This is a genomic window from Telluria antibiotica (assembly GCF_011682055.1).
Lineage (GTDB): Bacteria > Pseudomonadota > Gammaproteobacteria > Burkholderiales > Burkholderiaceae_D > Telluria > Telluria antibiotica.
This window is the reverse complement of sequence record NZ_JAAQOM010000029.1, coordinates 15,065-29,302: the sequence shown is the minus strand read 5'-3', so window position 1 is coordinate 29,302 and position 14,238 is coordinate 15,065. Positions and strand designations below refer to the sequence as shown.

The 14,238-nt window shown below is 64.9% G+C and carries 10 protein-coding genes; 7 read left to right on the top strand and 3 right to left on the bottom strand.

Annotation, left to right across the window (positions count from 1 at the left end; genetic code table 11):
- Positions 1 to 60 precede the first annotated feature (60 nt).
- The 3 genes from prfB (at position 61) to lysS (ending at position 3,420) form a co-directional block, all read left to right on the top strand.
- A protein-coding gene (gene prfB / locus HAV22_RS29915) for a peptide chain release factor 2 (protein ID WP_166865226.1) occupies positions 61 to 1,165 on the top strand; the annotation gives its coding sequence in 2 pieces (ribosomal slippage) (positions 61 to 141 and positions 143 to 1,165; 1,104 coding nt in all).
- A 3-nt stretch (positions 1,166 to 1,168) separates the two neighbouring features.
- Positions 1,169 to 1,846 (top strand): HAD family hydrolase, encoded by a 678-nt coding sequence (locus HAV22_RS29910; protein ID WP_166865224.1) that lies wholly within the window; start codon positions 1,169 to 1,171, stop codon positions 1,844 to 1,846.
- Between the two features lie 23 nt (positions 1,847 to 1,869).
- Complete coding sequence (gene lysS, locus HAV22_RS29905) at positions 1,870 to 3,420, top strand: lysine--tRNA ligase (RefSeq protein WP_166865221.1); 1,551 nt, start codon at positions 1,870 to 1,872, stop codon at positions 3,418 to 3,420.
- A 220-nt stretch (positions 3,421 to 3,640) separates the two neighbouring features.
- Here the strand turns inward: lysS and ppnN are convergent, their stop codons facing one another.
- Positions 3,641 to 5,011 (bottom strand): nucleotide 5'-monophosphate nucleosidase PpnN, encoded by a 1,371-nt coding sequence (ppnN, locus tag HAV22_RS29900; RefSeq protein ID WP_166865219.1) that lies wholly within the window; start codon positions 5,009 to 5,011, stop codon positions 3,641 to 3,643.
- 236 nt (positions 5,012 to 5,247) lie between these two features.
- On the opposite strand from ppnN, the gene HAV22_RS29895 reads away from it, so the two are divergent.
- The gene (locus HAV22_RS29895) at positions 5,248 to 6,750 is read left to right on the top strand and encodes a peptide MFS transporter (protein ID WP_166865216.1); all 1,503 of its coding nucleotides are present in this window, start codon (positions 5,248 to 5,250) and stop codon (positions 6,748 to 6,750) included.
- Positions 6,751 to 6,828: 78 nt separating this feature from the next.
- Here HAV22_RS29895 and HAV22_RS29890 read toward each other — a convergent pair whose 3' ends face one another.
- Positions 6,829 to 7,758: an NAD-dependent epimerase/dehydratase family protein gene (locus tag HAV22_RS29890; RefSeq protein ID WP_166865213.1), complete on the bottom strand. Its 930-nt coding sequence runs from the start codon at positions 7,756 to 7,758 to the stop codon at positions 6,829 to 6,831.
- A gap of 169 nt (positions 7,759 to 7,927) precedes the next feature.
- Between HAV22_RS29890 and HAV22_RS29885 the strand changes: the two genes are divergently transcribed.
- The gene (locus HAV22_RS29885; protein WP_166865210.1) at positions 7,928 to 8,824 is read left to right on the top strand and encodes a LysR substrate-binding domain-containing protein; all 897 of its coding nucleotides are present in this window, start codon (positions 7,928 to 7,930) and stop codon (positions 8,822 to 8,824) included.
- Between the two features lie 70 nt (positions 8,825 to 8,894).
- Here the strand turns inward: HAV22_RS29885 and HAV22_RS29880 are convergent, their stop codons facing one another.
- Complete coding sequence (locus HAV22_RS29880) at positions 8,895 to 11,162, bottom strand: OPT family oligopeptide transporter (RefSeq protein WP_166865207.1); 2,268 nt, start codon at positions 11,160 to 11,162, stop codon at positions 8,895 to 8,897.
- A gap of 180 nt (positions 11,163 to 11,342) precedes the next feature.
- Between HAV22_RS29880 and HAV22_RS29875 the strand changes: the two genes are divergently transcribed.
- A complete protein-coding gene (locus HAV22_RS29875; protein WP_166865205.1) occupies positions 11,343 to 13,739 on the top strand; it encodes a penicillin-binding protein 1A in 2,397 nt (798 codons plus the stop codon).
- 182 nt (positions 13,740 to 13,921) lie between these two features.
- Positions 13,922 to 14,224 carry a hypothetical protein gene (locus HAV22_RS29870; RefSeq protein WP_166865202.1) on the top strand — a complete coding sequence of 101 codons (303 nt, stop codon included), beginning with the start codon at positions 13,922 to 13,924 and terminating at the stop codon, positions 14,222 to 14,224.
- Positions 14,225 to 14,238: the final 14 nt, after the last annotated feature.

Below are 14,238 nucleotides of genomic sequence, written 5' to 3'. Positions count from 1 at the left end.
ACGCCCCGCACTAGGGTATAATCGAGGGTTCGATTCAACCACACAAAATTGCCACAGACCATGGAAGCTGAACGCATCAATGCCCTTTCCTCCCTGCTGAACGACCTGACCAGCCGTGAAGCCGAACTTCGGAGGTATCTTTGACTTCGACCGCAAAGCGGAGAAGTTAGAGCAGGTCAACCAGGAACTGGAAGACCCGGCCATCTGGAACGACCAGAAGCGCGCCCAGGACATGGGCCGCGAGAAGAAGGCGCTGGAAGGCGTCGTCCTCACGCTGGAAAAGGCGCGCGCCGATTTGACGGACGCGTCCGACCTGTTCGAGATGGCCCGCGAAGAAGGCGATGACGCCACCATCGAAGCGGTGGAAGGCGACGCCGAGGAGATCAAGAAGGTCATCGAGGCGATGGAATTCCGTCGCATGTTCAGCAACCCGATGGACCACGCCAGCTGCTTCATCGACATCCAGGCCGGCGCCGGCGGCACCGAAGCCCAGGACTGGGCGTCGATGCTGATGCGCCAGTACCTGCGCTATTGCGAGCGCAAGGGCTTCAAGGCCGAGGTGATGGAACTGTCCGAGGGCGAGGTCGCCGGCATCAAGACGGCCACGATCAAGGTCGAGGGCGAATACGCGTACGGCCACCTGCGCACGGAAACGGGCGTGCACCGCCTCGTGCGCAAGTCGCCGTTCGACTCCGCCAACGGCCGCCACACGTCGTTCTCGTCGATCTTCGTGTACCCGGAAGTGGACGAGTCGATCGAAATCGAGATCAACCCGGCCGACGTGCGCATCGACACGTACCGCGCGTCCGGCGCCGGCGGCCAGCACATCAACAAGACCGACTCCGCGGTGCGGCTGACGCACGCGCCGTCGGGCATCGTCGTGCAGTGCCAGAACGACCGCTCGCAGCACCGCAACAAGGCCGAGGCGTTCGACATGCTGCGCGCCAAGCTGTTCGAGCTCGAGCTGCGCAAGCGCATGGCCGAGCAGCAGAAGCTGGAAGACTCGAAGACCGACGTGGGCTGGGGCCACCAGATCCGCTCGTACGTGCTCGACCAGTCGCGCATCAAGGACCTGCGCACCGGCTTCGAGACCGGCAACACGAAGAACGTGCTGGACGGCGACCTCGACGACTTCATCTCCGCGTCGTTGAAACAGGGCGTGTAACGCATGACGATGCCCGCTTTCGTCTTCGACATGGACGGCACCATCGTCGACAACATGGCGTTCCACACGGAGTCCTGGCTCGCGTTCTTCGCCCGCCGCGGCAAGACGTACGATCCGGACGCGTTCTTCCGCGAGACGGCCGGCGCGCAGGTCCGCGAGATCCTGCGCGAGCGCCTCGACGCCGACATTCCGGACGACGAGATCGCCGTGCTGGCGCAGGAAAAAGAAGCGCTGTACCGCGAGATGTACGCCCCGCACCGGCGCGCGATCCAGGGCTTCGAGGACTTCGTGGCGCGCGCCCGAGAAGAAGGCGTGAAGCTCGCGGTGGCGACGTCCGCCCCGCCCGCGAACATCGTCTTCACGCTCGATGAACTGGACCTGCGCCGCCACTTCGACGCCGTCGTCGGCGCGGCCGACGTCGCGCGCGGCAAGCCGCATCCGGACGTATTCCTGAAAGCGGCCGAGAAGCTGGGCGTGGCACCGCATGACTGCATCGTGTTCGAAGACGCGCCGATGGGCGTGGAAGCGGCGCGACGCGCAGGCATGAAGACCGTCGTCATCACCACGACCCTGCCCGCCGAGGCCTTCCGCGAATTCGACAACGTCGTGCGCATCGTCGCCCATTACGATGAGCTGGACGTCCGCGACATGCGCGTAGGCGACCGGCTCGGCACCCCGTGATTCCAAACTAGACAGATACTGACATGAGCACCGAACACCAAGAACAGCAACCGGGCAACGAGCCGACCAGCCTCGCGGCCGAGGACAACAAGATCATCGCCGAACGCCGCGTGAAGCTGGCCGCGATCCGCGAAAAAGGCATCGCCTTCCCGAACGACTTCGTCCCGCAGCACAAGGCGGCCGACCTCGCCGAGCAGTTCGGCGGCTGGACGCGCGAACAACTGGAAGCGGAGCCGCAAGCCGTCGTGCTGGCGGGCCGCATGATGCTCAAGCGTGAAGCGGGCAAGAAGGCCGCTTTCGCGACGTTGCAAGACGCGTCGGGCCCGCGCGCCGATGGCCGCATCCAGATCTACGCCACCCTCGACAACACGGGCGAGGAAGCGATGGAAGCGCTGCGCCACTACGACCTGGGCGACATCCTGGGCGTCGAAGGCACGCTGTTCAAGACGAAGACGGACGAGCTGACGGTGAAGGTCACCGTGCTCCGCCTGATCACGAAGGCGCTGCGTCCGCTGCCGGACAAGTTCCACGGCCTCGCCGACCAGGAAACGAAGTACCGCCAGCGCTACGTCGACCTGATCATGAACGAAGAGACGCGCCGCACGTTCAAGGCGCGCACGGCCGCCATCTCGTCGATCCGCCGCTTCATGCAGGACCACGGCTTCATGGAAGTCGAGACGCCGATGCTGCACCCGATCCCGGGCGGCGCCGCCGCGAAACCGTTCATCACGCACCACAACGCGCTGGACATGCAGATGTTCCTGCGCATCGCGCCCGAGCTGTACCTGAAGCGCCTCGTCGTGGGCGGCTTCGACCGCGTGTTCGAGATCAACCGTAACTTCCGCAACGAGGGCGTGTCGATCCGTCACAATCCGGAATTCACGATGATGGAGTTCTACGCCGCCTGGACCGACTACAAATGGCTGATGGACTTCACGGAAGCCGTCATCCGCCAGGCCGCCATCGACGCGCACGGCACCGCCGAACTGACGTACGGCGGCCGCGCACTGGATCTGTCGAAGCCCTTCCACCGCCTGACGATCGTCCAGGCCATCAACAAGTTCGCGCCGCACTACACGGACGCGCAGTTGCACGACATGGACTTCCTGAAGGCGGAGCTGGCGAAGTTCGGCGTCAAGCCGCACGCCATCTCGGGCATGGGCGCGTTGCAACTCTCGCTGTTCGAAGAGACGGCGGAAGCGCAGCTGTGGGAGCCGACGTTCATCATCGACTATCCGGTCGAAGTGTCGCCGCTCGCGCGCGCGTCGGACACGCGCGCAGGCATCACGGAACGCTTCGAGCTGTTCATGGTGGGCCGCGAGATCGCCAACGGCTTCTCCGAGTTGAACGATCCGGAAGACCAGTCGGCGCGCTTCCTGGCGCAGGTCGAAGCGAAGCAGGCGGGCGATGAAGAGGCGATGTACTACGACGCCGACTACATCCGCGCGCTGGAATACGGCATGCCTCCGACGGGTGGCTGCGGCATCGGCATCGACCGCCTGATGATGATCATCACCGATTCGCCGAACATCCGCGACGTGCTGCTGTTCCCGCACCTCCGCAAGGAAGATTAAACGTCACGCATCACGAAAAAGGCGCGGACGATTCGTCGTCCGCGCCTTTTCTTATGGCCGGCACGGTGGGCACGGGGTGCCCACCCTACGTTTGACGATGGCATCGAACATCGACATGCCGTAGTCCGCGTGGGCACGGGGTGCCCACCCTACCGTGAATGGTTTCAGCGAATATCGATACGCCGTAGGGTGGGCTCCCCGAGCCCGCCAGGCGCCAAATTTACCGTACGACGCGGTAGCAGGGCACATACTCCTTGCCCGGCAACTTCATGCGGCTCTGTTCCACGAACGACTGCAGCAGCGCATCCATCGGCGCCATGATCTCGTTCTCGCCGTGGATCTCGAACTTGCCGAACTGCTCGATCGCGCGTATGCCCTCTTCCTTCACGTTGCCCGCGACGACGCCCGAGAACGCGCGGCGCAAGTTCGCCGCCAGCAAATGCGTCTCCTGGTTCTTGGAAAGCAGCAGGTTGCGCATGTTCTCGTGCGTGGGACGGAACGGCTTCTGGAATTCCGGATCGATGCGCAAGCCCCAGTTGAAGTAGTACGCATCGCTGCGCGACTTGCGGAATTCGCGCACCTGGCGGATCCCCGTCTGCATCTCGCGCGCGACGGCGTCCGGGTCGTCGATGATGATCTTGTAGCGGCTTTGCGCCTTCGCGCCCAGCGTGAGGCCGATGAACTGGTCGATCTGCTCGAAGTATTCGCGCGCCGTCGCCGGCCCCGTGAACACGAGCGGGAACGGCACTTCCGCGTTGTCCGGGTGGAGCAGGATGCCGAGGATGTACAGGATCTCTTCCGCCGTGCCGGCGCCGCCCGGGAACACGACGATGCCGTGGCCCGTGCGCACGAACGCTTCCAGGCGCTTCTCGATGTCCGGCATGATCACGAGGTCGTTGACGATCGGGTTCGGCGACTCGGCGGCGATGATGCCCGGCTCCGAGATGCCGAGGTACCGGCCGCCCTGCAGCCGCTGCTTCGCGTGGCCGATGGTGGCACCCTTCATCGGGCCCTTCATCGCGCCCGGGCCGCAACCCGTGCAGATATCGAGTTCGCGCAGGCCCAGTTGGTAGCCGACGTGCTTCGAATAGTTGTACTCGACGCGATTGATCGAGTGGCCGCCCCAGCACACGACGAGGTTCGGATTGCGCTGCGGCTGGAGCACGTTGGCGTTGCGCAGGATGTGGAATACGGCGTCCGTGATGCCTTCCGGGCGCGTGAGGTCGAAGCGCGGATTGTCCGTCACTTCGAAGTTCACGTAGACGATGTCGCGCAGGACCGAGAACAGGTGCTCGTGGATACCCTTGATCATCTTGCCTTCGACGAACGCGTGGGCGGGCGCGCCGCGGATATCGAGCTTGATGCCCCGTTCGCGCTGGATGATCTTGATGTCGAATTCCCTGTACCGCTCGAGCAGTTCCTTGCCGTCGTCGATCGAGCTGCCGGAGTTCAGTACCGCCAGCGCACACTTGCGGAAGATCTGGTACAGGCCACCCTGGCTCGTATCGAGGAGCTTGGCCACTTCGGCCTTCGACAGGACTTCCAGACGTCCTTCCGGTGAAATCAGCGTATCGACAACGTCGTAATTCATGGTGTATTCCTTTTCTCTGCTGTGAATCGGTGTGACTGTTGCTCCAATATACGACAACTCACCCGACTTTGTGACCTCCATTTCGTTTATGCCGATTCCGCATATGGCAGAGTTGTAAAAAGCTGGCCCCATATGCACGATTTCCACTAAAATGCGACGCTGGGCGGCCACCCTTACCCAGGCTGGCCATGCCCCGCATACGCAAACATTCTTATAAAGATCAGGGGAGGAACCGCATGAGCGGTGCAGCTACTACTACCGCGGAACCGAAAGCGGTACCGGAATTCAAGCAGATCATGGGCCACCCGGCGCCGCTATGGATGCTGTTCATGACGGAATTCTGGGAACGCTTCGCTTTCTATGGCATCCGTTGGGCCCTCGTGCTCTACATCGTCGCCCAGTTCTACGGCGGCAGCGGCGTGGGCCAGGCCGACGCCAACCTGACCTACGGCTCCTACCTCGCCCTCGTCTACGCGGGCGCCGTGTTCGGCGGCTACATCGCCGACCGCGTCATCGGCTACCAGCGTTCCATCCTCGTCGGCGCCTCGTTCATGGTGCTCGGCCTGTTCGCCATCACGATCCCGAATCCCGACATCTTCAAGATGGGCCTCGCGACGATCATCGTCGGCAACGGCATGTTCAAGCCGAACATCTCGGCGATGGTGGGCCAGCTGTACGCCATCAACGACCAGCGCCGCGACTCCGGCTTCACCATCTTCTACATGGGCATCAACGGCGGCGGCTTCCTCGCCCCGATCCTCACGGGCGCGCTCGCGCAGAGCATGTCGAGCCAGACCGGCGTCCCAGCTTACAAGGTCGTGTTCTTCGCGGCCGGCGTGGGCATGATCCTGTCGCTGATCTGGTTCCAGATCGGCCGCCGCATGCTGAAGGGCATCGGCGCCGCCACCGGGCCACTCGGCAATCCGGTGCGCGTGATCGGCGTCGTCATCGGCTCGTTCATCGTGATCCCCGTCGTGTACTTCCTGCTGAAGCTGGGCGCGGAAAAGCTGCAGGGCGTGCTGTCCGTCCTCTTCATCATCCTCGCCGTCATGCTGATGGTGGAAGGCATCCGCGGCGGCGCCGTCGTGCGCGACAAGACGATCGCGATGCTCGTCATCTTCTTCTTCAACGTGATGTTCTGGTGCTTCTTCGAACAGGCCGGCAGCTCGTTCACGTTCCTGGCCGAGTACATCGTGCGCCGCGACTTTGGCGGCTGGACCTTCCCGACCGGCTGGTTCCAGTCCGTCAATACGCTCGCGATCATCGTGATCGCGCCGATCGTCGCCGCCGTGTGGACGGCGATGGGCCGCAAGAACCCGTCGATTCCGCGCAAGTTCGGCCTGGGCCTGATCTTCAACGGCCTCGCGTTCCTGCTGCTGATGTTCGCGCTGCAGCACCTCGTCGGCCCGGACAGCAAGATCCCGTTCTGGACGCTGTTCATGGTGTACGTGATCCAGTCCGTCGGTGAACTGTGCCTGTCGCCGATCGGCCTGTCGATGGTGACCAAGCTCGCGCCCACCCGCCTCGTCGGCCTGGGCATGGGCGGCTGGTTCCTGTCGACCGGCATCGGCAACAACCTGTCCGGCATCTTCGCCTCGATCGTCTCCGGCGAAAAAGGCATGACCGTGGAATCGGCGCTGTCCGGCTACACGTTCGGCTTCTGGGCCCTGATCGGCGCCGGCGTGCTGCTGTTCCTGATCGCGCCGCTGATCCAGAAACTGATGCACGGCGTGAAGTAAAACGAGCGCCTCCGGCCATCGTTTTACGTAGGGTGGGCACCCCGTGCCCACGCGTGACGCGTGCATCACGCTTGCGTCTTACACAAACGCCAGGTCGTGCAACTGGATTGTGTCGTCGATCCAGTCGTCGCTATGTCCGAACCGGTAGCCGAGCGCCTGCGCGCGCGACGTGTCCAGCACGATCGCCCCCGGCACGTCGAACGGCGACAGCCGGCCCATTGGCTCCGGCGGCACCTTCTGGCGCATCGTCACGGGCGTATCGAGCACGGCGCCCACCCGCTCGTACAACTGCGCGGCCGACAGCGACCCGTCGCATGCCGCATTGACGGGGCCCGTGAAATCCTGCATGCCGACCCACACCAGAAAATCGGCCGCGCCCTGCAGCGGCAGGAACGACAGCGCCGCCTGCGCGTCCGAGTATTCCAGGACGCCGCCCATGCGCGCCAGCTCCACGTAGTGCGCAAGGCGTCCCGTGAAGTCTTCCGGTCCGCCCAACACGTGCGCGAGACGCGGCGTCACGAGCGGCAGCGAGCCGTCGCGCACGAGATAGGCCTCGGCCTGCACCTTGCCGGCGACGTAGCACTCGGTGGCGCGGCAGGGGTCGTGCCACGGGTACGCGGTGTCGATGCGCTGCGCCTCGACGGCGAGGTCGGCTTCGCGCAGCGGACGGTCGTGGCCATAGCCGAGGGCGCGGTAGGCATCGATGGTGGACGCCATCACGTAGCGCCCCACCCTCCCCGCGAACGTGCGCACGGAAATGGCGGCGTCGAGCGGGTTGTAGCACATCTGGTCGTACACGATGTCGAACGGGCCGAGACCGGAAAACGCGTTGCGCATCGCCGTCTCGTTGCGCCGGTCGACGCGCACACGCGCGATGCGGTCGCCGAACGGGTCGGGCGCGTAGCCGCGCGTCGCGATGGTCACGCGATGACCCGCACGCAGCAGCCGTTGCACGAGCAGCCGTCCGATGTAACGGGTACCGCCGATCACCAGAATGTTCTTGGACATGAAGTTTTCCTTACGCACGTGGAAAAACCGGATGGGTTTCGACGCGCCCCTTGGTCTGTGGGCATGGCACGGTCGTGGCCAATCCGCTATATTCTGTAACCAGATGCGCAATTGTTCAAACGAGAAAAATAAATCTTATGAATAAGAAAAACTTATGCTGGAGTGAGCGGTGAAACCGCTGCGCAGCCTCTCCGGCCTGATCGATTTCGATTGCGCCGCCCGCTGGGGCAGCTTCAAGCTGGCGGCCCGCGAGCTGCACAAGACGCCGGCCGCGGTCAGCCTGCAGGTCAAGCAACTGGAGGAAGCGATCGGATTCCCCCTGTTCGTCCGCCACCCGCGCCACATCGCGCTGACCGCGAAGGGGCAGGAACTCGCGATCGTCGTCGCGCGCATGCTGGCCGACCTGCGCGGCAAGGTGGCGGCGCTGCAGCGTGGTGACGAGGAAGCCGTGCTGCGCATCTCGACGACGCACTCGTTCGCCATCAAGTGGCTCGTGCCCCGGATGTCGCGCTTCACGAAGCTGCACCCGGAACTGGACCTGCGCATCGATTCGAACGACACTCCGGTCGACATCGAGGACGACGCCGTCGACGTGGCGATCCGCTACGGCCCCGTGAAGGATGGCGACCCGGCGCTGCTGTTCCGCGAGCGCCTCGTGCCCGTGTACAGCCCGGACCTGCTGGCCGATGGCCAGGACGCCCTTACGCTGGCCGACCTGAAACGCTTCCCGCTGCTGTGCGAACGCACGCCGGAAGGCTGGCTGCAGCTATTGAACGAGAACCGCGCGCTGAAGGGCGATTACGACTTTGCGCGGATGTACAGCCACTGGGGCGTGCTGGCGCAGGCAGCCGTCGCCGGCCAGGGGATCGGGCTGGTGCCGTACGGGATCGCGTTCGAGGACATTCGCGCCGGCACGCTGTTGCAGCTCGCGTGCAAGAGCGCGCCGTTCGGTTATGGGTATCGGCTGCTCGTCAATCCGCACAAGGAGGCGATGACGAAGGTGCAGCATTTCCGCGCGTGGATCGTGGCGGAGATGGAAGCAATGCGCGCGACGCTCTCCGCGTGACGTGCATTCGGTGCCCACCCTACGAATTGACGCTGCCGTAGGGTGGGCTCCCCGAGCCCACCATGCCGTATCATTTCGCAGGTTTCTCGCGACCGACGACGTACAGCAGCACGCAGATCGCCGCATACGGAAGGATGGACAGCAGGTCGGCGCTCGCGCCCGCGAAGAACGGATTCATCGCCTCGGCCCATTTGTTCATCGCATTATCGAAGTCCGTCATCACGCCGGCCGTGATGGCGATGATGATGCCCGCCAGCGCGCCGCCCGCGATATAGCCCGACGCGAGCAAGGTGCCGGAGCTGCGGTCGCCCGCGGCCTGCAGCTCGTCCGCGGATAGGCCGTTGTACTGCGGCAGCGTGTTGTTGCGGCGGTCGACGAGCCAGCGGATGATGCCGCCGATCGCGATGGGCAACGTGGACACGAGCGGCAGGTACACGCCCACCGTGAACGCGAGCGACGCGACGCCCGACATCTCCAGCACGACCGCGACCATCACGCCGAACAGCACCAGCGTCCACGGCAGCTGGTGGTCGAGGATGCCCTTGATGATGTACGACATCAGCACGGCCTTCGGCGCATCGTATTTCTTGACTTCGGAACCATCCGGGCGCGTGTGGAACTGGCCGTTGATGCCCGGGTCGACGAGGTAGGCGAGCGTACCGTCGGGACGCACGAGGTATTTGCCGGCCGGGCCGCCCACCGTATCGGTCTTTTGCCAGACCTTGTACGTGGCGTGGTCGGATGCCGCCTGCGGGCCTTGCAGCTGCATCGTGTCCGTCAGCTTGGTCGCATCGGTCGTCACGCGTGGCGCCACCTGCGCGGCCGGCACGTACACGGTGCCCGCCTCGTTCAGCTTCAACAGGATCGGGCCCAGGATCAGCGCGGAAGCCAACGCGCCGACCAGGATCGCGTACTGCTGCAGGCGCGGCGTGGAGCCGACGAGGAAGCCCGTCTTGAGGTCTTGCGACGTCGTGCCCGCGTTGCTCGCGGCGATGCAGACGATGGCGCCGACGGACAGCGCCGTCACGTAGTAGCGCCCGCCCGTCCAGCCCATCACGAGGAAGATCAGGCACGTGAACAGCAGCGTGGCGACGGCCATGCCGGAGATCGGGTTCGACGACGAGCCCACCTCCCCCGTCAGCCGCGACGACACGGTCGAGAACAGGAAGCCGAACACGAGGATCAGCAGCGCGCCCAGCACGTTCATGTGCAGCGGCGTGGAGAACGTGATGACGGCGATGATGCCCAGGCAGCCGATGACGACCCATTTCAGCGGGATGTCCTGCTCGGTGCGCAGCGACGAGTCGACGGCCGATGCTTTTCCCGCATTTTTCCCGATTCCTGCGAGTCCGCCCTTCAAGCCGTTCCAGATCGTGGGCAGGGAACGCACGAGCGAGATCAGGCCGCCCGCCGCGACGGCGCCCGCGCCGATGTACAGCACGTACGCGCTACGCACGTCGTCCGGGCTCATGTCGCGGATCAGCATCGTGCCCGGCGCCACCGGCACCGTCAGCGCGTCGCCGAAAAACTTGATCATCGGGATCAACAGGAGGTATGACAGCACGCCGCCGCCCGCCATGATCATCGCGATGCGCGGGCCGATGATGTAGCCCACGCCCAGCAGCTCCGGCGAGATCTCGGCCCCGGCCGAACCGGCCTTCAGCGGCGCGTCGAACACGAAGTTGACGGTGTCCTTCCACAGCTTCAGCGAGATGTTGAGAACCTTGTACAGCAAGCCGAGGCCGAAGCCGCCGAAGATGATGAAGGCACGCATGCGCGCCTCCTTCGCCTCGTCGGAATCGGCGTCGCGCACTTCGCCCGCGGCCTCGCGCGAGGTCTCGGTCGCCGCGGCCTTCAACACTTCGGCGCACGCCGTGCCTTCCGGGTATTTCAGTTCGCGGTGCTGGTCGACGATCATCGTGCGGCGCATCGGGATCATCATGAGGATGCCCAGCAGGCCGCCCAGCACGCCCACGAGCATGACGCGCGAGATCTCCAGGTCGAAGCCGAGGATCATGATGGCGGGCATCGTGACGCCGAGGCCGAACGCGATCGATTCGCCGGCCGAACCGGCCGTCTGCGTGATGCTGTTCTCGAGGATCGTCGATTCCCGCCCACCCACCTTCTTGGCGAGGCCGAACAAGGTGATCGCGATGACGGCGACGGGAATCGATGCGCTGACGGTGAGGCCCACTTTCAGCACGAGGTACAACGACGAGGCGCCGAAGACCATGCCCAGCACGGTGCCCATGATCAGGGCGCGCCAGGTCAACTCCGGCAAGTGCGCGGACGCCGGGATGTAGGGCTTGACGCTGGGCGGGCTGGGATCGTACGGCATGAGCGGGGTGTCCTTCAGGCGGGGTATTGTTGAACAGGACTGCCGGGATCGCCGCGCAGGCCCTGAAAGCGTGACTATCGCACATGCCGTAGTGGAAGAAAAGGGGATTATAATTTCGCCACACCGCCCGTACTTACGGCCTCCAACGGGTTTTCGGACCCGCATCAAGAGAGTTCAGTTTTGGCAACTACCCGCAAGCCGGCAAAGCCGCGCGCCCGCCGCCAGCGCGGCTTCCTGATCCCGGCACTGGCCGCCCTGGCCGCCGTCGTCATCCTGTTCATCGCCGGTATCGCCGGCTACATCGTGCTCCGCGTGCTGCCGAACGTGCCGGCGCTGGATGCCGTCACCGACTACCGGCCCAAGATTCCACTGCGCGTCTACACGGCAGACAACGTCCTCATCGGCGAGTTCGGCGAAGAACACCGCGATTTCGTGCCGATCAAGAAGATCCCCGACCTGATGAAGAAATCGCTGCTCGCCATCGAGGACGCGCGCTTCTACGAGCACGGCGCGATCGACTGGAAGCGCGCGATGGGCGCCGTCGGGTCGAACCTGCGTGGCGGCTTCGGCTCGGGCGGCGCGTCGACGATCACGATGCAGGTGGCGCGCAACTTCTTCCTGTCGCGCGAAAAACGCCTGACGCGCAAGATCAACGAGGTCGCGCTCGCGTACAAGATCGAGGCCGCGCTGTCGAAGGACGAGATCCTCGAGCTGTACATGAACCAGATCTACCTGGGGCAGCGCGCGTACGGCTTCTCGAGCGCCGCGCGCATCTATTTCAACAAGACGCTGGACCAGCTCTCCGTCGCCGAGATGGCGATGCTGGCGGGCCTGCCGCAGAACCCCGCGCGCCACAACCCGGTCGCGAATCCGAAGCGGGCGCGCGAGCGCCAGCACGCGGTGCTGGGCCGCATGCGCGCGCTGAACTACATCACGGAAGAGCAGTACCAGAAAGCGCTGGCAGAACCGCTGCGCGTCAACACGCGCGGCGCCCAGGAATTTGGCACGCACGCGGAATACGTGGCCGAACTGGCACGCCAGGCCGTGTACAACCAGTACAAGGAGGACGCGTACACCAAAGGCATCAAGGTCTACACGACCATCCTGAAGGCCGAGCAGGACGCCGCCTACGCGTCCGTGCGCCGCAACGTGCAGACCTACGACCAGCGCCACGGCTGGCGCGGGCCGGAAGACCGCATGGAGCTGCCGGCCGATCCGACCGAGCGCGAAGACGCGATCAACGAGGCGCTCGGCAAGCGCCCCGTCAGCGATGGCCTGATCCCCGCCGTCGTGCTGTCCGCAACGAGCAAGACGGTGCGCGTGGAAACGGTCGACGGCGACACGGTCGACCTCACGGGCGCCGGCCTGAAATTCGCGCAGGCGGGCCTGTCGTCCAGCGCCAAGGAGAAGATGCGCCTTACGCCGGGCGCCATCATCCGCGTGGCGAAGGACGCGAAAGGCGACTGGAGCGTGACGCAGGTGCCCGCGGTGGCGGCGGCGTTCGTCGCCATCGATGCCGACACGGGTGCCTATCACGCGCTGGTCGGCGGCTTCGACTACAACTTCCAGAAGTTCAACCACGTGACGCAGGCATGGCGCCAGCCCGGTTCCGGCATGAAGTCGTTCATCTATTCGGCCGCCATCGACAAGGGTTATTCGCCGGGCACGCGCATCCTCGACGCGCCGCTCGACATGCCGGGCGAAGACGCCGGCAAGACGTGGTCGCCGCAGAACGACGACGGCAAGTACGACGGTCCGATCACCTTGCGCCGCGCGCTGGCCGAATCGAAGAACGTGCCGTCTGTCCGGCTGCTGCGCGCGATCACGGTGCCGTATGCGCATGAATTCATCGGCAAGTTCGGCTTCGACCTCGCGCGCCAGCCGCAGAATTACACGCTGGCCCTCGGCACGGGCGCCGTGACGCCGCTGCAGATGGCGGGCGCCTACGCCGTGTTCGCGAACGGCGGCTATCGCGTGCAACCGTACCTGATCGCGCGCATCGAGGATGCCGACGGCAAGGTCATCGCGGAGACCAAGCCCACCGCCGAGCACACGGACGAGCAGCGCGTGCTCGATCCCCGCAACGCGTTCATCACGGACAGCATGCTGCGCGACGTCACGCGCTACGGCACGGGCGCGGCAGCGACGAAGGCCCTCGGCCGCACGGACATCGCCGGCAAGACCGGCACGACGAGCGATGCGATGGACGGCTGGTTCTCCGGCTACGGCGGCAACGTGGTCGCCGTGGCGTGGATGGGTTACGACGATCCGAAATCGCTGGGCGGCAAGGAGTTCGGCGCCACCGTCGCGCTGCCGATCTGGATCGACTACATGCGCGTGGCCCTGGCGAAGAAGCCGCCGCAGGAAGAGCGTCCGCAGCCGGAGGGTGTCGTGCGCGAGAACGACGATTGGGTCTACGCGGAATTCGCCGAGACGCCCACCTTGAACGCCATCGACCTCGACCAGGCGCCCGATCCGAATGCGCCGCCGGCCGAAGGCACGCCGCCGGGTACGCCGGGGCAGCCGCAGCCATCGCCACAACCCCAGCAACAGCAGCCGTCGAACACGCTGTTCTGACGGTTTGATTCTCTCCTTGACGGGCCGCCGCGTGCGGCCCGTTTTCATTGGCGAACCGCCAACCGCATTGCCACAAATTCAAGAGATCGTCCGTCCAGTCCTACATGTCTGTACGAATTGATCCTATTTCGGAAGGGCATCGCAGCCCCCATGATGGCGTCACTTTTTACAAAGGAGTCAACATGAAAAAGTACCAAGCCCTTATCATCGGCGGCCTGATGGCCTTCGGCCTGGCGGCATGCAGCTCGACCGGCACCAGCAGCAGCAATGCGACCGGCAGCTCGTCGTCGGAGACCACGTCCAGCAGCTCGGGTTCGAGCGCGACGGGCACGTCGGCGTCCGGCACGATGGGCACCTCGGGCAACGGCGCATCCGGTACGTCGAGCAATGCACCGACCGGGACCTCCGCCGTCGGCACCGGCAACTCGGATGCGACCGGCCAGGGCACCAACCCTGCACCGGCACAGACCACCGGCAATCACTGATCGCCGCCGTCCGG

What these genes read in the sequence shown, in the direction of transcription:
- HAV22_RS29910 (WP_166865224.1), top strand. Translation starts at nt 1,169, where the DNA reads ATGACGATGCCCGCTTTCGTCTTCGACATGGACGGCACCATCGTCGAC.
- lysS (WP_166865221.1), top strand. Translation starts at nt 1,870, where the DNA reads ATGAGCACCGAACACCAAGAACAGCAACCGGGCAACGAGCCGACCAGC.
- ppnN (WP_166865219.1), bottom strand. Translation starts at nt 5,011, where the DNA reads ATGAATTACGACGTTGTCGATACGCTGATTTCACCGGAAGGACGTCTG.
- HAV22_RS29895 (WP_166865216.1), top strand. Translation starts at nt 5,248, where the DNA reads ATGAGCGGTGCAGCTACTACTACCGCGGAACCGAAAGCGGTACCGGAA.
- HAV22_RS29890 (WP_166865213.1), bottom strand. Translation starts at nt 7,758, where the DNA reads ATGTCCAAGAACATTCTGGTGATCGGCGGTACCCGTTACATCGGACGG.
- HAV22_RS29880 (WP_166865207.1), bottom strand. Translation starts at nt 11,162, where the DNA reads ATGCCGTACGATCCCAGCCCGCCCAGCGTCAAGCCCTACATCCCGGCG.
- HAV22_RS29870 (WP_166865202.1), top strand. Translation starts at nt 13,922, where the DNA reads ATGAAAAAGTACCAAGCCCTTATCATCGGCGGCCTGATGGCCTTCGGC.